Source organism: Paracoccus sp. (in: a-proteobacteria), assembly GCF_030538655.1.
Lineage (GTDB): Bacteria > Pseudomonadota > Alphaproteobacteria > Rhodobacterales > Rhodobacteraceae > Paracoccus.
In genome coordinates this window covers 35,358-58,642 of the sequence record NZ_JAUNTO010000007.1, presented here as the reverse complement: position 1 = coordinate 58,642, position 23,285 = coordinate 35,358, and the positions used below count along the sequence as shown (strand labels likewise).

25 protein-coding genes are annotated in these 23,285 nt (G+C 64.1%); 20 read left to right on the top strand and 5 right to left on the bottom strand.

Going from position 1 to position 23,285, the window contains the following annotated elements; genetic code table 11:
- Window positions 1–162 precede the first annotated feature (162 nt).
- From Q4G22_RS06650 to Q4G22_RS06610, 9 genes are all read left to right on the top strand, one after another.
- The gene (locus tag Q4G22_RS06650) at window positions 163–1,695 is read left to right on the top strand and encodes an acyl-CoA carboxylase subunit beta (RefSeq protein ID WP_303385116.1); all 1,533 of its coding nucleotides are present in this window, start codon (window positions 163–165) and stop codon (window positions 1,693–1,695) included.
- A gap of 201 nt (window positions 1,696–1,896) precedes the next feature.
- Entirely contained in the window at window positions 1,897–2,043 is a 147-nt protein-coding gene (locus Q4G22_RS06645; RefSeq protein WP_303385115.1) for a hypothetical protein, read from the top strand.
- A gap of 66 nt (window positions 2,044–2,109) precedes the next feature.
- Complete coding sequence (locus Q4G22_RS06640) at window positions 2,110–2,547, top strand: hypothetical protein (RefSeq protein WP_303385114.1); 438 nt, start codon at window positions 2,110–2,112, stop codon at window positions 2,545–2,547.
- Between the two features lie 134 nt (window positions 2,548–2,681).
- A complete protein-coding gene (locus Q4G22_RS06635) occupies window positions 2,682–2,930 on the top strand; it encodes a hypothetical protein (protein WP_303385113.1) in 249 nt (82 codons plus the stop codon).
- A gap of 84 nt (window positions 2,931–3,014) precedes the next feature.
- Window positions 3,015–3,236, top strand: a complete 222-nt coding sequence (locus Q4G22_RS06630) for a hypothetical protein (protein ID WP_303385112.1) — start codon at window positions 3,015–3,017, stop codon at window positions 3,234–3,236.
- A gap of 102 nt (window positions 3,237–3,338) precedes the next feature.
- Window positions 3,339–5,384, top strand: a complete 2,046-nt coding sequence (locus Q4G22_RS06625; RefSeq protein ID WP_303385111.1) for an acetyl/propionyl/methylcrotonyl-CoA carboxylase subunit alpha — start codon at window positions 3,339–3,341, stop codon at window positions 5,382–5,384.
- Window positions 5,381–6,013, top strand: coding sequence for a hypothetical protein (locus Q4G22_RS06620; protein WP_303385110.1), 633 nt, complete (start codon window positions 5,381–5,383; stop codon window positions 6,011–6,013). The genes Q4G22_RS06625 and Q4G22_RS06620 overlap by 4 nt, the downstream gene beginning before the upstream one ends.
- A complete protein-coding gene (locus Q4G22_RS06615) occupies window positions 5,995–6,456 on the top strand; it encodes a hypothetical protein (protein WP_303385109.1) in 462 nt (153 codons plus the stop codon). The genes Q4G22_RS06620 and Q4G22_RS06615 overlap by 19 nt, the downstream gene beginning before the upstream one ends.
- A complete protein-coding gene (locus Q4G22_RS06610) occupies window positions 6,456–7,055 on the top strand; it encodes a hypothetical protein (RefSeq protein ID WP_303385108.1) in 600 nt (199 codons plus the stop codon). Before Q4G22_RS06615 ends, Q4G22_RS06610 begins: the two co-directional genes overlap by 1 nt.
- A 193-nt stretch (window positions 7,056–7,248) precedes the next feature.
- On the opposite strand, the gene Q4G22_RS06605 is transcribed toward Q4G22_RS06610, so the two are convergent.
- The gene (locus Q4G22_RS06605) at window positions 7,249–7,800 is read right to left on the bottom strand and encodes a DUF4174 domain-containing protein (protein WP_303385107.1); all 552 of its coding nucleotides are present in this window, start codon (window positions 7,798–7,800) and stop codon (window positions 7,249–7,251) included.
- A gap of 84 nt (window positions 7,801–7,884) precedes the next feature.
- Here Q4G22_RS06605 and scpA point away from each other — a divergent pair, with 84 nt between their 5' ends.
- From scpA to Q4G22_RS06580, 5 genes are all read left to right on the top strand, one after another.
- Window positions 7,885–10,017, top strand: coding sequence for a methylmalonyl-CoA mutase (scpA, locus tag Q4G22_RS06600; RefSeq protein ID WP_303385106.1), 2,133 nt, complete (start codon window positions 7,885–7,887; stop codon window positions 10,015–10,017).
- 474 nt (window positions 10,018–10,491) lie between these two features.
- Window positions 10,492–10,983, top strand: coding sequence for a hypothetical protein (locus tag Q4G22_RS06595; protein WP_303385105.1), 492 nt, complete (start codon window positions 10,492–10,494; stop codon window positions 10,981–10,983).
- A complete protein-coding gene (locus Q4G22_RS06590; RefSeq protein ID WP_303385104.1) occupies window positions 10,974–11,417 on the top strand; it encodes an isoprenylcysteine carboxylmethyltransferase family protein in 444 nt (147 codons plus the stop codon). Before Q4G22_RS06595 ends, Q4G22_RS06590 begins: the two co-directional genes overlap by 10 nt.
- A 68-nt stretch (window positions 11,418–11,485) precedes the next feature.
- Window positions 11,486–12,787, top strand: coding sequence for a homoserine dehydrogenase (locus Q4G22_RS06585; protein ID WP_303385103.1), 1,302 nt, complete (start codon window positions 11,486–11,488; stop codon window positions 12,785–12,787).
- Window positions 12,788–12,871: 84 nt separating this feature from the next.
- The gene (locus tag Q4G22_RS06580) at window positions 12,872–13,198 is read left to right on the top strand and encodes a DUF6665 family protein (RefSeq protein WP_303385102.1); all 327 of its coding nucleotides are present in this window, start codon (window positions 12,872–12,874) and stop codon (window positions 13,196–13,198) included.
- 4 nt (window positions 13,199–13,202) lie between these two features.
- On the opposite strand, the gene Q4G22_RS06575 is transcribed toward Q4G22_RS06580, so the two are convergent.
- On the bottom strand, window positions 13,203–13,775 hold the full coding sequence (locus tag Q4G22_RS06575; RefSeq protein WP_303385207.1) for a lytic transglycosylase domain-containing protein: 573 nt from the start codon (window positions 13,773–13,775) through the stop codon (window positions 13,203–13,205).
- A gap of 280 nt (window positions 13,776–14,055) precedes the next feature.
- Here Q4G22_RS06575 and ssb point away from each other — a divergent pair, with 280 nt between their 5' ends.
- Together ssb and Q4G22_RS06565 are read left to right on the top strand one after the other, a co-directional pair.
- Complete coding sequence (gene ssb / locus Q4G22_RS06570) at window positions 14,056–14,568, top strand: single-stranded DNA-binding protein (protein WP_303385101.1); 513 nt, start codon at window positions 14,056–14,058, stop codon at window positions 14,566–14,568.
- 74 nt (window positions 14,569–14,642) lie between these two features.
- Window positions 14,643–15,299, top strand: a complete 657-nt coding sequence (locus tag Q4G22_RS06565) for a peptidoglycan peptidase (RefSeq protein WP_303385100.1) — start codon at window positions 14,643–14,645, stop codon at window positions 15,297–15,299.
- Window positions 15,300–15,304: 5 nt separating this feature from the next.
- On the opposite strand, the gene aroB is transcribed toward Q4G22_RS06565, so the two are convergent.
- Both aroB and Q4G22_RS06555 read right to left on the bottom strand, forming a co-directional pair.
- Window positions 15,305–16,417: a 3-dehydroquinate synthase gene (aroB, locus tag Q4G22_RS06560; RefSeq protein WP_303385099.1), complete on the bottom strand. Its 1,113-nt coding sequence runs from the start codon at window positions 16,415–16,417 to the stop codon at window positions 15,305–15,307.
- Window positions 16,414–16,980 carry a shikimate kinase gene (locus Q4G22_RS06555; RefSeq protein WP_303385098.1) on the bottom strand — a complete coding sequence of 189 codons (567 nt, stop codon included), beginning with the start codon at window positions 16,978–16,980 and terminating at the stop codon, window positions 16,414–16,416. Before Q4G22_RS06555 ends, aroB begins: the two co-directional genes overlap by 4 nt.
- Window positions 16,981–17,156: 176 nt before the next feature.
- Between Q4G22_RS06555 and Q4G22_RS06550 the strand changes: the two genes are divergently transcribed.
- From Q4G22_RS06550 to Q4G22_RS06535, 4 genes are read left to right on the top strand one after another with little or no spacing between them, the layout of a single operon-like run.
- Window positions 17,157–17,291 carry a hypothetical protein gene (locus Q4G22_RS06550; protein ID WP_303385097.1) on the top strand — a complete coding sequence of 45 codons (135 nt, stop codon included), beginning with the start codon at window positions 17,157–17,159 and terminating at the stop codon, window positions 17,289–17,291.
- Entirely contained in the window at window positions 17,288–18,784 is a 1,497-nt protein-coding gene (locus Q4G22_RS06545; protein ID WP_303385096.1) for a hypothetical protein, read from the top strand. The genes Q4G22_RS06550 and Q4G22_RS06545 overlap by 4 nt, the downstream gene beginning before the upstream one ends.
- The gene (locus tag Q4G22_RS06540; protein WP_303385095.1) at window positions 18,781–19,785 is read left to right on the top strand and encodes a site-specific tyrosine recombinase XerD; all 1,005 of its coding nucleotides are present in this window, start codon (window positions 18,781–18,783) and stop codon (window positions 19,783–19,785) included. Before Q4G22_RS06545 ends, Q4G22_RS06540 begins: the two co-directional genes overlap by 4 nt.
- Window positions 19,782–21,194, top strand: a complete 1,413-nt coding sequence (locus Q4G22_RS06535) for an HlyC/CorC family transporter (RefSeq protein ID WP_303385094.1) — start codon at window positions 19,782–19,784, stop codon at window positions 21,192–21,194. Before Q4G22_RS06540 ends, Q4G22_RS06535 begins: the two co-directional genes overlap by 4 nt.
- On the opposite strand, the gene Q4G22_RS06530 is transcribed toward Q4G22_RS06535, so the two are convergent.
- Window positions 21,183–23,201, bottom strand: coding sequence for a M48 family metallopeptidase (locus tag Q4G22_RS06530; RefSeq protein ID WP_303385093.1), 2,019 nt, complete (start codon window positions 23,199–23,201; stop codon window positions 21,183–21,185). The two genes, Q4G22_RS06535 and Q4G22_RS06530, sit on opposite strands and share 12 nt — an antisense overlap.
- Window positions 23,202–23,285: the final 84 nt, after the last annotated feature.

Below are 23,285 nucleotides of genomic sequence, written 5' to 3'. Positions count from 1 at the left end.
ACGCTGTCGATGCGCCCAAGCCGCTGCTGCGTCAAGCCCCGCCGCAAGTTTGCAATTTGCACCCGCAGCCCGTCGTATATTTTGCAAACTTGCGCAATTCCGCTTTGCGCCGCACGCATGGATGCCTAAAGTGCCGCAAATCCGTCGCAAGAGGGCCGTTTCATGAAAGACATCCACACCGAACTTGAACGCCGCCGCGAAGTCGCCCGGCTGGGCGGCGGACAGCGCCGGATCGACGCTCAGCATGCGCGCGGCAAACTGACCGCCCGCGAACGGCTTGAGGTGCTGCTGGACGAGGGCAGCTTCGAAGAATTCGACATGTTCGTCGCCCACCGCAGCACCGACTTCGGTATGGAGGCAGACCGCCCCTATGGCGACGGTGTAGTGACGGGCTGGGGCACGATCAATGGCCGCATGGTCTATGTGTTTTCGCAGGATTTCACCGTGTTCGGCGGCAGCCTGTCGGAAACCCATGCGCAGAAAATCTGCAAGATCATGGATATGGCGATGCAGAACGGCGCGCCGGTGATCGGGCTGAACGATTCGGGCGGGGCGCGGATTCAGGAAGGCGTCGCCAGCCTTGCCGGCTATGCCGAGGTGTTTCAGCGCAACATCATGGCGTCCGGCGTGATCCCGCAGATCAGCGTCATCATGGGGCCGTGCGCGGGGGGCGCGGTGTACAGCCCGGCGATGACCGACTTTATCTTTATGGTGCGCGACACCTCTTATATGTTCGTGACCGGCCCGGATGTGGTGAAAACCGTCACGAACGAGGTTGTCACCGCCGAGGAACTGGGCGGCGCCAGCACCCATACCAAGAAATCCAGCGTGGCCGATGGCGCATTCGACAATGATGTCGAAGCCCTGGTCGAAATTCGCCGGCTGTTCGATTTTCTGCCGCTGTCGAACCGCGACCGCGCGCCAACGCGGCCTTTCTTTGATGATCCGGGCCGTCTGGATCATTCGCTGAACACGCTGGTCCCCGACAACCCGAACCAGCCCTACGACATGAAGGAACTGATCGTGAAGATCGCCGATGAGGGCGACTTCTACGAAATTCAAAAGGATTTTGCCGGGAACATCATCATCGGCTTTATCCGGCTGGAGGGGCAGACCGTGGGCGTCGTCGCCAATCAGCCGATGGTGCTGGCGGGCTGTCTGGACATCGACAGCAGCCGCAAGGCCGCGCGCTTTGTGCGGTTCTGCGATGCGTTCGAAATTCCGATCCTGACGCTGGTGGATGTCCCCGGCTTTCTGCCCGGCACGTCTCAGGAATATGGCGGCGTTATCAAACACGGCGCGAAACTGCTGTTCGCCTATGGCGAGGCGACGGTGCCGAAAGTCACGGTCATCACACGCAAAGCCTATGGTGGGGCCTATGACGTGATGGCGTCGAAACACCTGCGCGGCGATTTCAACTATGCATGGCCCACGGCCGAGATCGCCGTGATGGGGGCCAAGGGCGCGGTCGAGATCCTGTATCGCAGCGAACTGGGCGACACCGACAAGATCGCTGAACGCACCCGCGATTATGAGGACCGTTTCGCCAACCCCTTTGTTGCCGCCGAAAAAGGTTTCATCGACGAGGTGATTCAGCCCTACGGCACCCGCAAACGCGTCGCCCGCGCCTTCGCCAGCCTTCGCAACAAAAAGCTGTCGAATCCGTGGAAGAAACACGACAACATCCCGCTGTAAGGGCCTGATAGTGATGACCGTTCACGCCTGCGTGTATGATGCAGCATGGCCACATTCCGCCGGACTTGTGGGCCGGTTGCGTTACGCCACCTGTCGGGGCGCTGCGGCAGCGGCTAAAATGCTGCATCCGACGCACCAACGCGCCGGATCAAACCCGAGCAGCCGGGGCGCAACCGCCCCGGATTACAGGAGCAATTTCCAATGTCGAAGAAAATCGTTCTCGGCCTCGTTCTGCTGTCCGCTCTGGCCGCGTGCCAGCAACAGCCCCAGCCGCAGGTTTCGGTCACCCCCGGTCCGGTCATGGTCCAGCCCGAGCCTGTCTATCAGGGCAAATACGGCGCCAACTGACGCCACGCGGCGCGGGCGGCCTGACTGCCCGCGCCAAGGCATCGCCCACTGCCGGAGGGGCGTGTCATGCTGAAGCATCGCGGCTTTCCGGGCCGTCTGGCCGGCACCGATTTCCAATTCGTCATCCGCCGCGCCAATGCCAAAGGCGCCACGCCGATCACCCGGCGCGAACGGTTCAAGGACCGCCGCCCCGCTGATCGCCGCGCCGATGCCGCCTTTCTTGCCGCTCTGATCGAACATTTCGGCGACGAACCGTTCGAGCGCGGCAATCTGGACGCAGGCCGCCTGTCCTGGCTGATCGGGCGCGAGGTGATGCCCGTGGGCAAGCTGAACCCGACCGATTATGAACAGCTTTTCGTTGTCGATCTGGCGCGGGCCGAGGCATCCTTCCCGGAAATCTTTACCAAGGAAGGCAATGGCGAAGGCTGGGACAACGACGAAGACTGGCCCGAGGATGATGACTGGGACGAAGACGACGACAATTCCGACGCGGGGCGCGGCTGAATCATGCGCAAACCCTTGCCCATCACCATCCTTTCACGGCCATTTCAGTTTGCCAGTTGGAATAGAAATGGCATAACCTGCGTATGTTCAACACAACCGGCCCGAAAACGGGTCTTTGATACAGGCACAGTGATATGCAGACGACTTCGATCCTTCGCCTTTCCGGCGCTCTTCTTGTTGCGGCAACCCTGTCGGCTTGCCAGCAAGGCTATGGCGCACCCGCCATTTCGCCCGACGTGCAGCGCGCTGCCGGTGGTGCCGTGGCTGGTGCCGTCATCGCCAAAGCCGTTGACGGCAACGTTGGCACCGGCGCGCTTATCGGCGGTGCCGCAGGCGCGCTGTGCGACGATGTGGGCGTCTGCGCCCCGGCGTCGGGTTACTGATCGGCGTCATTTCAACGCAATCGCCACGGCTTATCCGCGCCTGTCGCGCGCGGATGGCTTTGGCCTGACCGAAAGACAACTGACATGCGCAAGACCATCATCCTTGCTTCGGGCATCTCGCTTGCCCTTCTGGCTGGCTGCACGCAAAACATACGGCCAACCGATGCGGATCGCGCCATCATCGGTGCGGCAGGCGGCTATACTGTCCAAACCGTGCGCGGCAAGGGCGGTTCGGACCGCGTCAAGGGCGCAGCCATCGGCGCTGTTGCTGGCGCGCTGTGCGACGACGTGCGGCTTTGTCAATAATCTGACCGCGGCCATCCGCCCCGCTGCGGGCGCGACACATCATTCTTTCGCCGTCCCGGCCTTTGGTGTCCGGGGCGGCTTTTTCATGTCCGGGGACCAGCCATGTTCAAGAAAATCCTGATCGCCAACCGCGGTGAAATTGCCTGCCGCGTTATCAAGACCGCGCGCAAGATGGGTATCCAGACGGTTGCCGTCTATTCGGACGCCGACCGTAACGCGCTGCATGTCGAAATGGCGGATGAGGCGGTTCACATCGGCCCGCCCCCGGCGAACCAGTCGTATATCGTGATCGACAAGATCATGGACGCCATCCGACAGACCGGGGCCGAGGCGGTTCACCCCGGTTATGGTTTTCTGTCCGAGAACATGAAATTCGCCGAGGCGCTTGAGGCCGCCGGTGTCGCCTTCATCGGCCCACCGGTCGGCGCGATCGAGGCGATGGGCGACAAGATCACCTCGAAAAAGATCGCCGCCGAGGCGGGGGTTTCGACCGTGCCCGGCTATATGGGCCTGATCGCCGATGCGGACGAGGCGGTGAAGATCAGCCAGCAGATCGGCTATCCGGTGATGATCAAGGCGTCGGCCGGCGGTGGTGGCAAGGGGATGCGCATCGCCTGGAACGACACCGAGGCGCGTGAGGGCTTTGAAAGTTCCAGAAACGAAGCGGCCAACAGCTTTGGCGACGACCGCATCTTCATCGAGAAATTCGTGACGCAGCCGCGCCACATCGAAATTCAGGTGTTGGCCGACAAGCACGGCAATGCGGTTTACCTGCACGAACGCGAATGTTCGATCCAGCGGCGCAACCAGAAGGTCATCGAAGAAGCCCCCTCGCCCTTTCTTGACGAGGCCACGCGCAAGGCCATGGGCGAACAGGCTGTCGCGCTGGCCAAGGCGGTGGGCTATACCAGTGCGGGGACGGTGGAATTCATCGTCGATGGCGACCGGAATTTCTATTTCCTTGAAATGAATACCCGCTTGCAGGTGGAACATCCGGTCACGGAACTGATTACCGGCGTCGATCTGGTCGAACAGATGATCCGTGTCGCCAGCGGTGAACCTCTGCCCTTCCGGCAGGAGGATCTGAAAATCAATGGCTGGGCCATCGAAAGCCGCCTTTACGCCGAAGACCCGTATCGCAACTTTCTGCCCTCGATTGGCCGCCTGACCCGTTATCGCCCCCCGGCTGAAATCGCTGCCGGACCAATGGTCAGCAGCGGCAAATGGCTGGCCGGGGATGTGCGGCAGGGCGCGACCGCCGTACGCAACGATACCGGCGTCTATGAAGGCGGCGAGATCAGCATGTATTACGACCCGATGATCGCCAAACTGTGCACTTGGGCGCCCACACGCGACCGCGCGATCGAAGCCATGCGCGAGGCGCTGGACGGGTTCGAGGTCGAGGGCATCGGCCACAACCTGCCCTTCCTGTCGGCGGTGATGGATCACCCGCGCTTTGTCAGCGGTGACATCACCACGGCCTTTATCGCCGAGGAATATCCGGATGGTTTTCAGGGCGTCGAACCCTCGCCCGAGGATCTGCACCGGATCGCGGCCACAGCGGCGGCAATGCATCGCGTGGCCGAAATCCGGCGCACCCGGATCACGGGCCGTCTGGGCAACCATGAACGCCATGTCGGGTCGAACTGGGTGGTGCTGATCGGCAAGCACGAAATCAAGGTGCGCATGGTCGCCGACCCCGAAGGCGCGGATGTGACCATCGGCGATCAGACCCTGCGGGTCGAAGGCGACTGGCTGCCGGGCATGTCGCTGGCGCGGCTGACGGTGGACAGCGAACCCTTGGTCATCAAGGTGGACAAAATCCATGCCGGGTATCGGATGCGCACACGCGGCGCCGATCTCAAGGTCTATGTCCGCCGTCCGCGCACCGCCGAACTGGCGCGGTTCATGCCTGAAAAGGTGGCACCGGATACGTCGAAATTCCTGCTGTGTCCGATGCCGGGACTGGTGGTCAAGATCAACGTGGCCCAAGGCGACGAGGTGCAGGAAGGTCAGGCACTGGCCACGATCGAAGCGATGAAGATGGAAAACATCCTGCGCGCCGAAAAGAAAGCCGTGGTGAAATCCGTCAACGCCGAGCCGGGCCAAAGCCTGCGCGTCGATGACATCATCATGGAGTTCGAATGACGGCTGCCGCGTCCCTTTCCGAGCAGACGCTTTCGGGCGATGGCGTGTTGAACGCCATCGTCCTGCATCAGCGCGATGAACGGGACGTGCTGGAAGAAATCGGCCATCGCGGCGGTCGCCTTGCCCAGCCAGAGGACTTTTCCACGGATGGTCCACCGCTGCGAACAATGCTGGATGACCGCGTATTGCTGACGCAACGCAGCAGCAATCTGCGGGGTGGTCCGCTGGCGTGGCTGGTTGCCGAAGGATCGCTGTCGCTGTCGCTGTTTCCCAGCGGGATCAGCAGCCTGTTCGGGGCAGATATTCGCGTCACGGCGCATAACAATGTGATGTATCATCCGGTTAACGTCACCCGCGATCCGCGCGCCTCTGAAATAATGTCGGATCTGATGACGCAACCGATGATGCCGGTTGACCGGCTGATGCTCTTGTGGGCCAAGCTGACCGGCTGGCACCCCATGGCCCCCCTGCCCGGTCAGCCACATATTCTGACGCCCGAACCCACCGCCGCACCGCGGATCGGTGGGTGGCTCAGCCATATCGCCGGGCGACACAGCCGCGCATCCGGCGCTGATCCCTTTGCCGACAGCCCGATCCTGACAACACGCCCATGGTGGAGGTTCTGGTGACAGCGCCCCGCCGCCCCCTCAGCCGCCTGGTTATCGCACTGGCCTTGTTTGCAGGGCTGGCGGCGGGGGCGGCTTTATTGGGGCTGGCGCGGCGGTTCCCGGATCAGGCGGCATGGTGGCATGACCACGCCTCGGCCCTTGTCGGACTGGACAGTTCGCGCCTGTCGCATCAAGCGATCGAACTGGCCGGGCAGTTCGCCGTTCTGGCCACCACTGGCACGCTGGCTTATGGGGCGGTAATCGCACTGGCATCGGGGCGGTGGCCTCGATTATGGCGGCTGACGGCGGCAGGCGGGGCAATGACCGCACTGCCTTTACTGGCTATCGCGCTGGCCTTTCTGACACCAATGCCTGCATCGGGTGCGCCTTTCGTGGCGCTGGCGGGCTATTTCGCAGCCGGTCTGATGATGCGTGACTGGATCGTGCGGCAGGGTGCGCGCTGATGGCACCGCTGGATCATATCCTGTCCCCTCCGGCACAACAGGCAGTCATCGCCGGGCTGTTTCTGGCAGCGGGCTGGTGGGTTGTCGCTTATCAGAATATCTGGCGCGACCGTCGCCACCGGGCCGAGCGGGTGCGTGATGTTCAACGCGCGCTGTTTGCAGAAATCCGCGCCAATGTCGCCATGCTGCGGCGCGAGGAACTGGCGGAATACGGTGAAAACATCGCCCGCATGATCGAAACCGAACCGGATTACTTCCCGACCATCCCGTCGGAATCCAACGATGCGATTTTTCGCGCGATCATCGAGAATATCCACATCCTGCCGCGCGACACCATCGACCCGCTGGTGCTGTATTACAGCCAATTGAATGCGATTTCTGCCATGATTGCCGACCTGCGGGTTCTGGACAAGAAAAAGATCGGATCGGATCGCGCGGCGGCGATGTATCGCGATTATATCGCCTTCGAACTTGAAGCGCTGGACCTGGGCGAAAAGGCGATGATCGCCATTGCCAGCAATATGGATGGAACCGGACGCCGCGCCGTCAATAGCCCGGACGCGGCTTCGTCCGGCCCAGGATCGGTTGGACGCCCATGATCCGTTCGGCTTCGGCAATCAACGACGGACGCATAACAGTGCTCTGCGCTTCGGGGCGTTCGGTGCGCGGCGGCTTTCTGGTCAAAACGGGTTCTGTCCGCGGGTGCGACCGGAAAATGCGCAGGGATTTCGGTTTGTCCATGATGCCCTCACTCGTTCTTATGAATATGAGCGGGGTTTCGGTGAATTGCAATCAGGGCAGCACCCCTGCCCGGCCGATTTCCTGCCGCCGCAGTGGGAATTTGTCGATGGCGCGGCTGATTTCGCGCACGGTCCAGGGGCTGGGCTTGCGCTGTTTTACCTGTCCATCCTTGTCCAGCAGCACCAGTGAAAAGCCGCGCGGGTGTAATTGCTGCCGCCATTCGCTGTTTGCCGCCGGATCGGTGTCGGTAATGACCACCACATCGCGGGTTATCAGCGCCGCCGGATCACGTTCCAGCCGTTTCAACTGCTCGATAAAGGCGGGGTCGGCGGCGGTATCGGCAAAGATCACCAAGGGCCGTGCCTGCCACAGAAATGTCGCCGGGGCGGCCTCGGACGCGGGCAGAATGTGCAGCGTGGCATCGCCCACCGCAGCGGGCTGGCCTGCCGCCGCACCGGGTGCGGCAGGTTCGGGCGACTGGCTGGTGGGCCATGCCGCGCCGCTTGCCGGCTGCGACGGGCGCACTGGCGGCACCACGGATTCGGGCGGCGCATCGGATCGCCCCGGCCCCATCGCGGCCACGGCCATTACGGCTAGAAACATCGTCGCGGGCAATCGTTTCAATTTCATCGGCACCTCGTTCTGCCCTGAATATAGGGCAGGCAGTCCAATCGGAAAGGACAGATCATGACAAAACCGACGTTGGATGACTGGCGCAAGCTGGCGGAAAAGGAACTCAAGGGCCGCAGCCCCGATGACCTGAACTGGCAGACGCTGGAGGGGATCGAGGTCAAGCCGCTTTATACACAGGACGATACGGTGGGGCTGGACCATATGGGCACCCTGCCGGGGCTGGCGCCCTTTACCCGTGGGGTGCGGGCAACGATGTATGCGGGCCGGCCCTGGACGATCCGGCAATATGCAGGTTTTTCCACGGCCGAGGAATCGAACGCCTTTTACCGCCGCGCCTTGGCGGCCGGTCAGCAGGGCGTGTCGGTCGCCTTCGATCTGGCGACTCATCGCGGTTATGACAGCGACCATGCGCGCGTCGTCGGCGATGTCGGCAAGGCCGGTGTCGCCATTGATTCGGTCGAGGATATGAAGATCCTGTTCGACGGAATCCCCTTGGATAAAGTTTCCGTCAGCATGACGATGAACGGCGCGGTGATCCCGATTCTGGCGAACTTTATCGTCACGGGCGAGGAACAGGGGCATGACCGCAGCGTCCTGTCCGGCACCATTCAGAATGACATTCTGAAAGAATTCATGGTGCGAAATACCTATATCTATCCGCCTGAACCTTCGATGCGGATCATCGCGGACATTATCGAATACACCTCGAACGAGATGCCGAAATTCAACAGCATCTCGATTTCCGGCTATCACATGCAGGAAGCCGGGGCCAATCTGGTGCAGGAACTGGCCTATACGCTGGCCGACGGGCGCGAATATGTTCGCGCGGCCATCGCGGCGGGTATGGATGTGGATGCCTTCGCCGGGCGGCTGTCGTTCTTTTTCGCCATCGGCATGAACTTTTTCATGGAAATTGCGAAACTGCGCGCCGCGCGGCTGCTGTGGTATCGGATCATGGATGAATTTGACGCGAAAAAGCCGGGGTCCAAGATGCTGCGCACACATTGCCAGACCTCGGGCGTCAGCTTGCAGGAACAGGACCCTTACAACAACGTCATCCGCACCGCATACGAGGCGATGTCGGCGGCGCTCGGCGGCACACAATCCTTGCACACCAATGCGCTGGACGAGGCGATCGCCCTGCCCACCGATTTCAGCGCCCGGATCGCACGGAACACCCAGCTGATCTTGCAGGAGGAAACCGGCATCACCCATGTCGTCGATCCGCTGGCCGGGTCTTATTATATCGAGACCCTGACCGCTCAGCTTGCCGATCAGGCGTGGAAGCTGATTGAGGAGGTCGAGGAGATGGGTGGCATGACCAAGGCCGTCGCCTCGGGGATGCCCAAGCTGCGCATCGAAGAAACTGCCGCGCGGCGTCAGGCGATGATCGACCGGGGCGAGGAAGTGATCGTCGGCGTCAACAAATACCGCAAGGATAAAGAAGACCCGATTGATATTCTGGACATCGACAATGTGAAGGTGCGCGAATCGCAGATCGCCCGCCTGACCGAAATGCGCGCCACCCGCGACGAAGCCGCCTGTCAGGCCGCGCTGGACGAAATCACCCGCCGCGCCGAACAGGGCGGCAATCTGCTTGAGGCTGCCGTCGAGGCCGCCCGCGCGCGCGCATCCGTGGGGGAAATCAGCATGGCGATGGAGAAAGTGTTTGGCCGCCACCGGGCCGAGGTGAAAACGCTGGCCGGTGTTTACGGCGCGGCTTATGAGGGCGACGAAGGTTTCGCCCAAATTCAGCGCGACGTCGAAGCCTTTGCCGAAATCGAAGGCCGTCGCCCGCGGATGCTGGTGGTGAAAATGGGGCAGGACGGCCACGACCGTGGTGCCAAGGTCATCGCCACCGCCTTTGCCGACATCGGCTTTGACGTGGACGTGGGGCCGCTGTTCCAGACGCCCGAAGAGGCGGCGCAGGATGCCGTCGATAACGACGTGCATGTGGTCGGGATTTCATCGCAGGCTGCCGGTCACAAGACGCTGGCCCCAAAACTGATCGAGGCGCTGGCGGCCCAAGGTGCCAAGGATATTCTGGTCATCTGCGGCGGCGTCATTCCGCAGCAGGATTACGACTATCTGCGCCGCGCAGGCGTCAAGGCGATCTTTGGCCCCGGCACCAACATCCCCGCCGCCGCCGCCGACATTCTGCGTCTGATCCGCGAGGCGCGCGGCTGATCGCGTATCTGCCTGCGGCTATCTTTGGGGCCGTGCGTATTCAGCGCGCGGCCCGACTATGGCGGCGGCCTGTCTGGTATGGGCACCTCTGATCTGGTGCACGCTGGCGGCAACACCATCCACCGCCATCGTTTCTACCGCATATCTCTGGGGTCTAGGCAATGGTCGCAGCCATAACACTGCCTCTGATCGCGGGGCACGACATGGCGGCTGAACGACCAGTCTTATACCGCAATCACCGCACCAGAGACCCGCTCGCATTGGGGGCTATCCCTGATCGCGCACTGGACCTTCTGGATCAAAATCACCATTTGCATCACAGCCCTTGCCTATCTTTGGTCTGCAAATATCCTCGGGGTGAATGGCCGCAGGCCAGAGGGGCGCGAGCGCCCCTGACTTACCACGGAAAGGCCTGATATGTGCCCGACGCCCCGCACGCACCCCGACCGCCCCTGCTCCCGGCTGGACCCTGACATGGCACAAGCCATCGGCCACACGGTGTCTGCTTTTGGCTTTCTCGAGGAATCGCTGAAACGGGCGATCTATTCACTGACGCTGAAAGGCTTGGGTGACAGCGCCAGCGACGCGGCCTTGCAGGCGTGGATCGAGCGGATGGAGGATCTGGCCGATGACAGCATGGGCACCCTGATCGACGCCTTTGCCAGCGCCAGCCGCAACAGCGAGGCCGAGGGGCGCAAGCCGCTGATTGCCGAACTGCGCGAAATCCGCAAGATGCGCAACCTGATCTGCCATGCCTCGTGGCGGCCGACCCATGCGCCAGGGCTGTGGCAGCCCACCTTTATCAACACCAAAGGCGCGCCTGCGCCCGGCCCGATGACGGCGACCGAGGTGAATCGCCTGCACGATCAGACCCTTGCCGCAGCGCGTCATTGTCTGGCGATCATGCGCGCCACCGGCATCACCGGACAGATCGCCGGACATGAGGGAGATCCTCCATGCAACTGACCGCCGATTATCCCAAGGTTTGGCTGCTGGGCGGCATCGCACTGGCTTGGCTGGCGGGGCGCACCCTGCCTCACGGTCCGACATGGCCGGTCGGGGCCGGGTGGTTGCTGGCATTCGCCGGACTGGTGCTGCTGGCAGCAGCGGCCTTGCAGATGCGCCGCACCGACACGCCTTCCGATCCGCACGCCCTGCCGCGCGCCCTGGTCACGGACGGCCTGTTCGCGCTGTCACGCAACCCGATCTATCTGGCCGACGCGCTGATCCTGACCGGGCTTTGCGCCGCCTTCGGCGCGCCACTGGCCGCGCTGGTGCTGACCCCGGCCTTTGTTGCGGTTATCACCACCCGCTTTATCCGCACCGAGGAAGCCCGCCTTGCCACAGCCTTCGGCCCGGCATTTTCTGCCTATTGCGCCCGAACCCGACGCTGGCTGTGACGTTTGGCGGCTTGCCGCGCCGCGCCGCGCGCGCTAACACCCGGCAAATTCAGGACAAGAGGCCAGACATGACCACGACCGACAGCGCCCCCCTCCGCCTTGGCATCGCCGGGCTTGGCACCGTGGGAACCGGCGTGGTCAAGATCATTCAGCGCCACGCCGATCTGCTGGCCAACCGCTCGGGCCGCGCGGTCGCGATCAGCGCCGTTTCAGCACGCGACCGTCACAAGAACCGCGATTTCGACATGTCAGATTTCGCATGGGAAACCTCCCCTCTTGATCTGGCCACGCGCGATGATGTGGATGTCTATGTCGAACTGATCGGCGGTGATACCGGCATCGCCAAAGACAGCATCGAAGCCGCGCTGCGCACCGGCAAGGATGTCGTCACCGCGAACAAGGCGCTGCTGGCGATTCACGGGCACGAACTGGCCGAACTGGCCGAATCTCTTGGCCGCGTGATCCGGTTCGAGGCGGCTGTGGCAGGCGGCATTCCGGTCATCAAGACGCTGACGGAATCGCTGGCGGGCAACGGCATGACCCGCGTCATGGGGGTGATGAACGGCACCTGCAATTATATCCTGACCCGGATGGAAAGCGCGGGCCTGCCCTATGAAACCGTGTTCGAAGAGGCGCGTCAGCTTGGCTATCTCGAAGCGGACCCGACGCTGGACGTGGGCGGCATCGACGCCGGGCACAAGCTGGCGATCCTGTCGGCCATCGCCTTTGGCACGCAGGTTGATTTCGATGCGGTGGAAATCGAAGGGATCGAGCGGGTCAGCATCGACGACATCAACCGCGCCCGCGACATGGGCTATCGCATCAAATTGCTGGGCGTGGCACAGATGACCGCGCGCGGGCTGGAACAGCGTATGTCACCCTGTCTTGTCCCGGCCGACAGCCCGCTGGGGCAACTGGTCGGCGGCACCAATATGGTGGTGGTCGAGGGCGACAGTGTGGGGCAGATCGTGCTGCGTGGCGCCGGCGCAGGCGAAGGTCCGACCGCCAGCGCGGTCATGTCGGACATCGTGGAAATCGCCCGTGGCGTGCGCCTGCCGGTCTTTGGCCAGCCTGCCGCCTCGTTGACAGCGGCGCAACCCGCGCGCACAGCGGTGCCTGCCGCCTATTACATGCGCATGGAATTGCTGGACAAACCCGGCGCGCTGGCGAAAGTCGCCTCGGTTTTGGGTGATGCGGGCATTTCCATCGACCGGATGCGCCAATACAGCCATCACGACGGCGACGGCGTGCCGGTGCTGATCGTCACCGACAAAACCACCCCCGACGCCATCGACTTCGCCATCGAACAACTGCCGAAAACCGGCGTCATTCTGGGCGAACCCGTCGAACTACGCATCGAAGAGGTCTGATCCACCATCCAACCCGGCCTTGCCGCTTTCTGTTTACCCAAATACGCCTTTCGGGGGACAACCGCGCGCCCGAAAGGAACGCTGATGAGGGCAGACATCCGCCTGCGCATGGACTGGGCGACAATCCGCGACAAGCTGGGCGATTCGCCGCTGGATGTGGAATTGCAGGCCGAGCGCGCATCGGCGCTTGGTCGCGCCGGGCGGCGGCTGGAACGCGCGCTGACCGACCCTGCCGCTGACGCGCAACTGACACAGGCGGCGACTGCTGCGTGGGAATTCATGGTTCTGCGCGAACTGGCTGGCCTGCACGACTGGCCTGCCGTTATCCGCCTTTATGCCATCCCGCAGCCGGTGCTGAATCGCATGGGCGCACGTCAGGCCCCGCCATCGTCAGACGGGGGCGCGCGCTGAACCCTTAACTGCCGGAAATGATCCGCACATAGTTGATGGTTTCGCGATAGGGCGGGATGCCGCCATGCTTGGTCACCGCGCCCGGCCCCGCGTTATAGGCGGCCAGCGCCAGCCGCCAATTGCCGAACTGGTTATACATCATCCGCAGATAGCGCGCCCCACCATCCAGATTCTGCACCGGATCATGCGGGTTCACACCCAGCTTGGCCGCCGTGCCCGGCATCAACTGCGCCAGCCCGGTCGCGCCCTTGTGCGACCGCGCGCGCGGGTTCCAGCCCGATTCCTGCTGCACAAGGCGCAGGAACAGATCTTCGGGGATGCCATGCTTGCGGGCCGCGGCGCGGGCGTGTGGCAGATATTCGCTGCGCCGCCCGCGATAGGCGGGAATGTTGTTCGACGACAGCTCGATCACCACTTCGGAACGATTGCCGCCATCGGGGCGCAGCCGGGCAGATTGCTGATACTGGCTGGCCAGCCGCGAATCCATCAGACGTGTCTGCCGGTCAAACTGCGCGGCGCGGGACCGATCAGACCCCTGCGGCACCAACAACCCCTGCGCACCGGCGGGCACAGCCATCACCAGCCCCAAGGTCACGACCACAGTCGCACGCAAATGCCTGCCCAAACCCATGCCACCGCCCTCGTCTGTCTTATTCGTTACACGGACTATAGCAAAATCCCCGAACCAGACCAGCATCACAATTCCGGGGCAGAATCCCGGCCAGCCGGTCGGCAATTTTCCGCCGAACCCGCATTGAGCCTGCGTTAACGATCTTTGCCTTTCGCCCCGCTGCGGCAGGTTGTAAACACCTCCAAACGGCGCATCCCGGCGCCAAAGGCATAACGAAGGACATCTCATGGCAGGCAGCGTCAACAAGGTCATTCTGGTCGGCAATCTGGGGCAAGACCCGGAAATCCGCACCTTCCAGAACGGGGGCAAGATCGCCAACCTGCGTATCGCCACATCCGAACAGTGGAAGGACCGTAACAGCGGCGAACGGCGCGAACGGACCGAATGGCACAGCGTCGTCATCCATTCCGAACCGCTGGTCCGCGTGGCCGAGCAGTATTTGAAAAAGGGCAGCAAGGTCTATGTCGAGGGTCAGTTGGAAACCCGCAAATGGCAGGACCAGTCCGGCAACGACCGCTATTCGACCGAGGTCGCCTTGCGCCCCTATCGCTCTGAACTGCACATGCTGGACGGCCGTGGCGGTTCAGCTGGCGGCGGTGGTGGCGGTGGCAGCTATGGCGGCGACCGGGGCGGGTATGGCGGCGGCGGTTATGACGACGGCCCCTCGGGCGGCAGCCGGGGCGGATCACAGGGCGGAGGCAGCAGCCGCGCCGATTACGACGACGAAATCCCGTTCTGAGGATGCAAAGGCGCGGCGGCACGATTATCCATAATCTTGGCGCCGCGGCCATTTTCGCCGCTTGCGCGCCGGCGTTGGCGCAGGGCGATCTGCCGCCCGGCCCCGACGGCACGCAGCCCGATTATTATCAGACGCTTTTGTCCGAGGCAGAATGGGACTGGCGGCCGGGTGACCTGATCTTTCTGAACGATCTGAACTCGTTCGACGAACTTCTTCGACAGACTGAAGGCGGCAAATGGGGATCGGTCGGCATCCTGCGGCCATCAAGCGGCGATCCGCGCGTGGTCTTTGCCCACGAAGATGAGGGCGTGACCGAGCGTATTCTTTATGAACTGACCGATACCCGATCAGGCGATGAATACGTGGTGTATCGGCTGAAAGACGCGGAAACGCCGGGCTTGGGTCTGATGACGAATTATCTTCTGCTGTCCGCCTATGGCAGCCCCTTCGATCAGGTTCTGCTGTTCGGCAATGGCCGCTTTTACGGTGCGGAACTGCCGTTCGAGGCCGCGATGAGCGAAGGGCACGTCATCGCCGCGCCGCAAAGGCTTGGCGATCTGGCCGATATGAACAGCCCGCTGGTCAAGACGATCTTGGCCGATTGGCCTGCGCATCCCTATTGCGTGGCCGCGCTGTCGATCACCGATTGCTGGCAGGACGTGCAGAACATCGCCATCATCACGCCGGGCGCGCTGCTGTCCTCGAACCGGCTGGTGCGGGTTTATCCCTGACCTGCCTATCGCGCCGCCGCCAGCGTGGCGGCCAGATCAGCCGTCTGCACGTCATCGCTGACAAAAGCCTGACCGATACCACGCGCCAGCACAAAACGCAGCCGCCCGTCCACGACCTTTTTATCCTGCCCCATCAACGCGATCAGCGCCGTGTCATCGGGCAGATCGCCCGCAATATCGGCGATCCGCGCCTTCATGCCCATGGCGGACAGATGCGCCGCGACCCGGCTGGGGTCTTCCTGCGGGCAAAGCCCCATGCGCGCCGACAGATCAAAGGCCAGCGCGCAACCAATCGCCACGCCTTCGCCATGCAACAGCCGGTCGGAATAGCCGGTGGCAGATTCCAGCGCATGACAAAAGGTGTGGCCAAGGTTCAATAACGCCCGTTCGCCCTGCTCGGTTTCGTCACGTTCGACGATGCCCGCCTTCATGGCGACGGAATGGGCGACCGCGTGCTGCAACAGCGCCGGATCGCCGCGCAAGGCCGGGCCGTTCACCTCGATCCATTCAAAGAACCCGGCGTCGCCCAGCAGACCGTATTTCACCACCTCGCCATAACCGGCCAGAAAGTCGCGCTGCGGCAGGCTGGCCAGCACATCAATATCGGCCAACACCAGCGAGGGCTGATGAAAGGCCCCGATCAGGTTTTTTCCATGCGCGCTGTTGATGCCGGTTTTGCCGCCGACCGAGCTGTCCACCTGCGCCAGCAGCGATGTGGGCAATTGCACAAAACGCACGCCGCGCCGCAGAATTGCGGCGGCAAAGCCCGTCAGATCGCCGATCACCCCACCGCCCAAGGCAATGACGACATCGCGCCGTTCAATCTTTTCGGCCAGCAGCCAGTTGACCGTGCGGCCCAGATGATCCCAGCTTTTGGTGGCCTCACCCGCAGGCAGGGTCAGGGCGGAACTGGTGATCCCCGCCGCCGACAAGGACGCCTGCAAAGCGGCCAGATGTAGCCCCGCCACGGTTTCATCGGTGACAATGGCCACGCGGGGACGGTGCAGCAGCGGCGCGATCAGAGGACCCGCGCGCCCGGTCAGGCCGCCCCCGATCACCACATCATAAGCCCGATCCCCAAGGGCAACGTGAACGCGGGTGTCGGCAGGGCTGGTCATCGCGTGATCCTTTCGCACATGTCGGGCCGGGTTGTGCAGATCTGGTCGATCATGCGGATGGCGGCAGCCTCGATCGTATCGCCCGCGCGCGACTGGAACACCAGATCAGCCTTGGCATAAACCGGCGCACGGGTCTCGATCAGGGCGGCCAGCGTGCCCTTGGGGTCAGCGGTTTGCAGCAAGGGGCGCGTGGGCCGTTGCCGGACCCGGTGCCACAGCGTTTCCAGATCGCAGTCGATCCAGACCGCCAGCCCGTGTTTGCGAATCAGCGCACGGTTTTCCGGCCGCATCCACGCCCCGCCGCCGGTCGAAACGATCCCCGGCGGCCCGTTCAGGATACGCGACAGCACCTGTGTTTCACGGTCACGGAAAAAGGTTTCACCATCGCGGGCAAAAATCTCACTGATGGACATGGCGGCGGCGGCCTCGATTTCAGCATCGGAATCGGTAAAGGGCACGCCCAGTCTGCGCGCTGTTTCCGAACCAACCGCCGTCTTTCCTGCCCCCATCATCCCGATCAGCACGATATGCCGTGCCAGTCGCCCGCGTGTTCCCTGCCCCATAAACCGCCGATTCGCCTCGCGTCGTCAAAGACTTGTGTTATCCCGGCACGATCTGCACCGAATGGCGTGATCTTTGCGGAATTGCCCTATATAGTCCACCCCGGCTGGCGCAGACCGGCATCGGTCGGGCATAAGCGCGACTGGCGGAATAAGGTAAGACAAGGCAAGGACGAAACATGCGGCTGGTGAAATTTCTGGCGGTGCTGCTGGTGGCGGCGGCTCTGGGGCTGATCGGCTATGCCTATCTGGGCGATATGGAGCCGCAGCAACGGGAAATCAGACAGCCCGTCGCGCTGGAGGGGCTTGGGTGATCCACAGGCTGACGGCGGCACTGGTGATCGGGCTGGCGGCAGCAGGGGCTGCTCCGGCGCAAACGCCCTTGTCCGCCAGCGACTGGCTGTCCGGCTCGGTTCAGGCCCCGACGCGAGAGGCATCGGGCTGGCGGCCCGGTGACGCCCGCCCGCCCATGCGCAACCGGGACGGGACTGCCGCAGGCACCGACGCCCTGCGCGAACCGATTACGCCAGTGGCGCGCACCGGCTCGGTCGGGCGGGTGACGGTCTCGCGGCTGGATAGTGACGATCCCGACACCGCCGGCACGGTGACACCCGCTGCGGCGGGCCTGCCGGGCGATCTGTGGAACGGCAGCGCCGCGGATGACCTGGCTCGGCTGATTGACCGCACCCCGGCGCGCCTGCCCGCGATGACGGCGCTGATGCAGCGGCTGCTGACCGCACAGCTTGCCCCGCCTGTCAGTGATTCGTCACGCGGGCGGCTGTTTCTGGCCCGCGCCGACCGGCTGCTGGACATGGGCGATCTGGATGCCGCGCGGGCGTTGCTGATGCAGCAGGCAGGCAGCGGCAAACCCGAGGTCTTTCGCCGCCTGTTTGACATCGCCCTGCTGGACGGGGACGAAATACGCGCCTGCCAGATGATGAATTCAACCCCCGGCATTGCGCCCAGCTTTCCCGCGCGCATCTTTTGCCTGGCACAGTCGGGCGACTGGTCGGCGGCGGCCATCGTATTCCACGGTGCCAGCGATCTGGGCCTGATGGACCCGGCCCGCAATGGGCTGATGCTACAGTTTCTGGACGATTCCTATGTCGATTCCGGTCAGGCTCTGGTGCCGCCCGACCCGCTGACCCCGCTGGATCTGCGCATTCTCGAAGCGGTCGGCCAGCCGCTGCCGACCTCGCATCTGCCGATTGCCTTTGCCCATTCCGACCTGCGCCCGAACAGCGGCTGGAAGGCACGGCTGGATGCGGCTGAACGGCTGGCGGCAGCGGGCGTTCTGTCACCTGCTGAAATGCTGGCGATCTACAGTGAACAGCGGCCTGCGGCCTCGGGCGGGGTGTGGGACCGGGCAGCGGCGGTTCAGGCGCTGGACCGCGCCATCGCCGCCGGAAATACCGCACCGGATCAAGAGCTGGCCGAGGCCGCCGCGACCTTTGCCAGCGCCGGGGCCGAGGATGTGCTGGCGCAGATGCTGGCCCCCCGCTTGCCATCACTGACCGCCGACACGCCGCAGGCGCAGGCGGCACTGGCCCGGCTGCGCGCTTGGATGGGTCAGGGCGACGCCCCTGTCACAGCCCTGCCGCTGCCCGATCCGGCACAGCCCCCCGATGCCCGCAAGGGCGAGGCATTGCTGGCCGCCATGGCCGACATCGACGCCGGGATCGAGGGCGACGACATGCGGGCCACGCGCGGGCTGGCCGCCATGGCAGGGCTGGGGCTGGACAGCGACGCCCGGCTGGTCGCCGCGCAGATCGCGCTGGAACGCCAGCAGGCGGCCCGCAACCGATGAGCACAGCCCCACCCCCGCAAGGCGATCGCGCCATTTCCGCCTTTCTGGATGCGATGGCCGCCGAACGCGGGGCCGCACGCAACACGCTGGAAGGCTATGGTCGCGACCTGATCGACTTTGCCGCCCATCTGGCCGCGCGCGGTGGCGACCTGACCAGCGCCACCCGCGATCAGATCGAGGACTATCTGGCCGCCTGCGATGCGCTTGGTCTGGCACGGTCCACGCGGGCGCGGCGGCTGTCTTCGATCCGGCAGTTCTGCGCCTTTGCCTTGTCCGAGGGCTGGCGTGCCGATGATCCGGCCATCCGCATCGCCGGGCCGGGCCGCGCGGCCCGCCTGCCCCGGTCGCTGACCATGGCCGAGGTGGAATCGCTGATCGCCGCCGCCCCGCGTGCGGGACGCGATCCCGCCGAACAGGCGCGCAACGCCTGCCTGATCGAGTTGCTGTATGCCACCGGGATGCGTGTCAGCGAACTGGTCGGTCTGCCGGTCGCGGCCACGCGCGGTGATCCGCAGGTGCTGCTGATCCGGGGCAAGGGGAGCAAGGATCGCATGGTGCCGCTGTCGCGCCCGGCGCGGGACGCGCTGACGCACTGGCTGGCGCTGCGCGACACCGCGCCCGAAAACACGCCGCTGGGTCGGTTGGTGGCCGGACGCGGGGCGCGCTGGCTGTTTCCCGCGCCCTCGGCCGCCGGGCATATGCCCCGGCAGGTGTTCGGGCGGCTGCTGGACCAGATGGCGGTTCTGGCCGGGATCGCCCCGGCGCGGGTAACGCCGCATGTCATCCGCCACGCCTTCGCCACGCATCTGCTGGAAGGCGGTGCCGATCTGCGCGCGATCCAGACCTTGCTGGGCCATGCCGATCTGGGCACCACCGAGATTTATACCCATGTGCTGGCCGACCGGATGCGGCGGCTGGTTCTGGATCACCACCCGCTGGCACGCGATTCCGCTGATGCCACTGTTTCCGCCCCATTACACAGTTCAGGGACCAGACGATGATTTCCGCCCTAGGCACCGCCGCATTCGCGCAGACCGCCGAAGCCGCAACACAGACCGGCAGCCGCTTTGACGCCGCTTTCTGGGGCACAAGCGCGGTGATTGTCGTGCTGCTGATGATCTCGGCGTTCTTTTCCGGTTCGGAAACCGCGCTGACGGCGGCCAGCCGGGGCAAGTTGCAGGCCCGCGCTGACAAGGGCGACACCGGATCGCAGGCTGCACTGGCCGTGACCAAAGACAGCGAACGCCTGATCGGCGCGATCCTGCTGGGCAATAACGTGGTGAATATCCTGTCCGCCTCGCTGGCGACGGCGCTGATGACTGCCGTGTTCGGCCCCAAGGGCGTGGCCTTTGCCACGGTGATTGTCACCGTTCTGGTGTTGATCTTTTCCGAGGTGATGCCGAAAACCTATGCGATTTCCGCGCCCGAGGATCTGGCCCGCCGTGTCGCCCGTCCGATCCGCTGGATCACGCTGGCGCTGTCGCCCATTGTCGCGATTGTGCGCCTGATCGTGCGCGGCATCCTGCGGCTGTTTGGCGTCAAGACCGACCCCGCCGGTGCGATGTTCAGCCTGCACGAAGAAATTGCCGGCGCGCTGTCGATCGGTCAGGCCACCGGCGCCGTCCAGAAAGAAGACCGCGACCGCCTGCTGGGCGCGCTGGATCTGGGCAACCGCTCGGTCGAAGAGGTGATGCGCCACCGTTCCGAAATCGAGATGATCGACGCGGGCCTGCCGCCTGCGGAAATCCTTCAGGCGGTGCTGGACAGCTCGCACACCCGCCTGCCGTTGTATCGCAACGAACGCGAAAACGTCGTCGGTGTGCTGCACGCCAAGGACGTGCTGCGCGCCGTCCATCGCAGTGCCTATGACGGCGAGGGCGACCCGGCCGACGCGGTGCGCGATTTCGACGTGATGGCCGTGGCGATGAAGCCCTATTTCGTGCCCGACACCACCGCGCTGGATGAACAGATGCGCGAATTCCTGAAACGGCGCACGCATTTCGCGCTGGTGGTGGATGAATACGGCAGCATCCGCGGGCTGATTACGCTGGAAGATATTCTGGAAGAAATCGTCGGCGAGATCACCGATGAACACGACGCCGAAGCCTCGCGCACGCTGACCCCCGGCCCGCAGGGGGATTACGTTGTCGATGGGACCATGACCATCCGCGACCTGAACCGCGCCCTGGACTGGAACCTGCCCGACGACGAGGCGAACACCGTCGCCGGGCTGGTCATCCATATGGCGCAGTCGATTCCCGAACAGGGGCAGGTGTTCAGCTTTCACGGCTATCGCTTCGAGGTGCTGCAACGGCGCGAAAATCGCATCGCCAAGCTGCGTATCCGCCCGCTGTCGCGCAAACAGGCGGATGAGGCCGCAGCACAAGGCGAGGGTGGCTTACCCGGCTGAGGGCGATTCTTTGGGCGCGGATGCCTCGGCATTCTGCGGTGCAGCTTGCTGCGCGGCCAGCCGCAGCGCGCGCTGGATCAGAATGCGCTGCTGCACCCACAGGTTCAGGCCGGGCCAAAAGCCTTCGGCGCGGCCCAGATGGAATATCGCCCCGCGCCGCCGCCCGACCGCCGCCATCCGCCGCGCCTTGGACAGTTGCAGCAACGGATTGCTCCGCATCAGCGCCAGCGCCTGATCCAGATGCGTCATCCCGCGATGCGCATTGCCATGTGCAAAATGAATGTCGGCGATCCGTTTCCATGTCAGCGGATCATTCGGCCGATGTTCGTGCAGCCATGACTGCACCTGCATCGCCCGGCGATAGCGGCCATGCGCGGCCAGCGCAGCGCCATACAGGCCAATCCGCCAGGCCTGCTTTTCGGTTTCGGGGGGCGGGGGCTTTTCGCCGGCCTCCAGCCGGGCCTCGACCTCGGCGGCATCGGGACCGATAATGCGCAGCTTGGCGGCCAGCGGCGGATACCGCCGCAACGGCTCACGCGAGATTTCATCGGGCAGCAATTCGGCCCAGTCCATCAGATACAGCCAACCGGGCAGCACCCGCGTCCGCGTGCCGCCGCCCAGGGCGGCAATGGCCGGATCGTCGCCATCGCCGGTGCCGCGCACTAAACCGATGGCCAGTTCGGGCGGAAACATCAGCGCCTTGCCCGCGCGCCCGTCCGCCAGCAAAGCCCGCGCGGCAAAGATCGGCACGACCAGCTCGGAACCAAGACTGCGGCCGATAAAAATATGTTCGATCAGTGCCTCGTCGATGTCGAAATCGCTTTGTTCTGATTCGATCAGTGTCAGCATCTGTTCGCATTGCAGCCGGTCGCGGCGACGGGTGCGCCCGTCCTCCAATGCGGCGGCCAGCAGATCTTTCGCCAGTTCGCGCATCCCCCCCGCCAGCGCCGCCTGCGCCAGCACCAGCCGCGTAAAGGGATGTGCCGTCATCAGCGCCTGATCCTGCGCCCGTGCCCGCGCCAGCCGCGCCCCCTGCCCGGTCGTCAGCGCATGGGCACCCGCGTAATGCAGTGACTGCGCCAGATCGCCCATGGCGAAAAAGCTGTCAGGCCGGTCGATAACCCGATCCAGCAGCGCATCATAGGCCGCCACCAGCGTCGGGCGCGGCAAGGCCATCGGCAGCGGCTCGACCCGCGCGCGACCGACCAGCTGCGCCGCACGGGAAAAGGCGCTGTTCGAGGGCGCACCGATCCGCGCGAAATCGCCCATCACCAGCAATTCCAGCACATCCCGTTCGGCAGGCAGCAGGTCCTGATCGCGCAGCAGATCGTCGATCAGCATTACCCGCGGATCACCCTGCGCCAGATGATGCACGGCGGCGGGGGTATCGGAAAAGGCCACCACCGGCCCCGGCTGGCGATCAATCCACGCGCGGAAAAATTCGTCGGGAACGTATTTTTCGGACCATGAAGACAGGCTCCACGGATCGCCATCCAGAATATCGCCACGCCGGACATGAATGGCCATGGGGGCCGCGCCCTCGCCGCCTTGGGCCAGGCGGTCGCGCAGGCGCGCCAGCTGGTCACGCAGACGCGGCGACAGGGGTAGATCGGCGGCGATAGCGGCCAGACGGGCGCGCACCTCGTTTTCGCCTTCGTCGATCATGCACAGCGCGCCAAAGGCGGTGTCACAGAAAAACCTGTCGCCGCGCGCCAGCATCTTGGCCAAAAGATCGCAGTCCATCGTAGGGGCCAGCGCCCCCAGATTGCGCAGGCTGGCCAGATCAGGCCCGCGCGGCACAATGCGGATATGCCGCGCCACAAAACCGGCATCCAGAAAATGCCCCGGATCAACCAGTTCCGGGTAGGGACCAGAGGGGTCGCTAAGCCATATGAACCGCGCCGGAACACCGAATTCCTGCCCCAGCCGGATCACGTTCAGCAGACAAACGATCCGCGCCCCGACGCGATCCTGACGAAAGCCGGTGATGGCGGGAAGATCAGTCATGTGGCAGGTTCCTGTTGCGGCGGGCGCAAAGCTATCGGGCGCGGCTTGCGCTTGCAACAGGGGCGCGGGCTGCATATCACACCT

Excerpts from the sequence above, each read along its gene's own strand:
- Q4G22_RS06620 (WP_303385110.1), top strand. The coding sequence starts at position 5,381 with ATGACGGCTGCCGCGTCCCTTTCCGAGCAGACGCTTTCGGGCGATGGC.
- Q4G22_RS06610 (WP_303385108.1), top strand. The coding sequence starts at position 6,456 with ATGGCACCGCTGGATCATATCCTGTCCCCTCCGGCACAACAGGCAGTC.
- Q4G22_RS06580 (WP_303385102.1), top strand. The coding sequence starts at position 12,872 with ATGAGGGCAGACATCCGCCTGCGCATGGACTGGGCGACAATCCGCGAC.
- Q4G22_RS06640 (WP_303385114.1), top strand. The coding sequence starts at position 2,110 with ATGCTGAAGCATCGCGGCTTTCCGGGCCGTCTGGCCGGCACCGATTTC.
- Q4G22_RS06645 (WP_303385115.1), top strand. The coding sequence starts at position 1,897 with ATGTCGAAGAAAATCGTTCTCGGCCTCGTTCTGCTGTCCGCTCTGGCC.
- Q4G22_RS06535 (WP_303385094.1), top strand. The coding sequence starts at position 19,782 with ATGATTTCCGCCCTAGGCACCGCCGCATTCGCGCAGACCGCCGAAGCC.
- Q4G22_RS06630 (WP_303385112.1), top strand. The coding sequence starts at position 3,015 with ATGCGCAAGACCATCATCCTTGCTTCGGGCATCTCGCTTGCCCTTCTG.
- Q4G22_RS06615 (WP_303385109.1), top strand. The coding sequence starts at position 5,995 with ATGGTGGAGGTTCTGGTGACAGCGCCCCGCCGCCCCCTCAGCCGCCTG.
- Q4G22_RS06550 (WP_303385097.1), top strand. The coding sequence starts at position 17,157 with ATGCGGCTGGTGAAATTTCTGGCGGTGCTGCTGGTGGCGGCGGCTCTG.
- Q4G22_RS06575 (WP_303385207.1), bottom strand. The coding sequence starts at position 13,775 with ATGGCTGTGCCCGCCGGTGCGCAGGGGTTGTTGGTGCCGCAGGGGTCT.
- ssb (WP_303385101.1), top strand. The coding sequence starts at position 14,056 with ATGGCAGGCAGCGTCAACAAGGTCATTCTGGTCGGCAATCTGGGGCAA.
- Q4G22_RS06590 (WP_303385104.1), top strand. The coding sequence starts at position 10,974 with ATGCAACTGACCGCCGATTATCCCAAGGTTTGGCTGCTGGGCGGCATC.
- Q4G22_RS06650 (WP_303385116.1), top strand. The coding sequence starts at position 163 with ATGAAAGACATCCACACCGAACTTGAACGCCGCCGCGAAGTCGCCCGG.
- Q4G22_RS06635 (WP_303385113.1), top strand. The coding sequence starts at position 2,682 with ATGCAGACGACTTCGATCCTTCGCCTTTCCGGCGCTCTTCTTGTTGCG.
- Q4G22_RS06605 (WP_303385107.1), bottom strand. The coding sequence starts at position 7,800 with ATGTTTCTAGCCGTAATGGCCGTGGCCGCGATGGGGCCGGGGCGATCC.
- Q4G22_RS06595 (WP_303385105.1), top strand. The coding sequence starts at position 10,492 with ATGGCACAAGCCATCGGCCACACGGTGTCTGCTTTTGGCTTTCTCGAG.
- aroB (WP_303385099.1), bottom strand. The coding sequence starts at position 16,417 with ATGACCAGCCCTGCCGACACCCGCGTTCACGTTGCCCTTGGGGATCGG.
- Q4G22_RS06530 (WP_303385093.1), bottom strand. The coding sequence starts at position 23,201 with ATGACTGATCTTCCCGCCATCACCGGCTTTCGTCAGGATCGCGTCGGG.
- Q4G22_RS06555 (WP_303385098.1), bottom strand. The coding sequence starts at position 16,980 with ATGGGGCAGGGAACACGCGGGCGACTGGCACGGCATATCGTGCTGATC.
- Q4G22_RS06585 (WP_303385103.1), top strand. The coding sequence starts at position 11,486 with ATGACCACGACCGACAGCGCCCCCCTCCGCCTTGGCATCGCCGGGCTT.
- Q4G22_RS06625 (WP_303385111.1), top strand. The coding sequence starts at position 3,339 with ATGTTCAAGAAAATCCTGATCGCCAACCGCGGTGAAATTGCCTGCCGC.
- scpA (WP_303385106.1), top strand. The coding sequence starts at position 7,885 with ATGACAAAACCGACGTTGGATGACTGGCGCAAGCTGGCGGAAAAGGAA.
- Q4G22_RS06540 (WP_303385095.1), top strand. The coding sequence starts at position 18,781 with ATGAGCACAGCCCCACCCCCGCAAGGCGATCGCGCCATTTCCGCCTTT.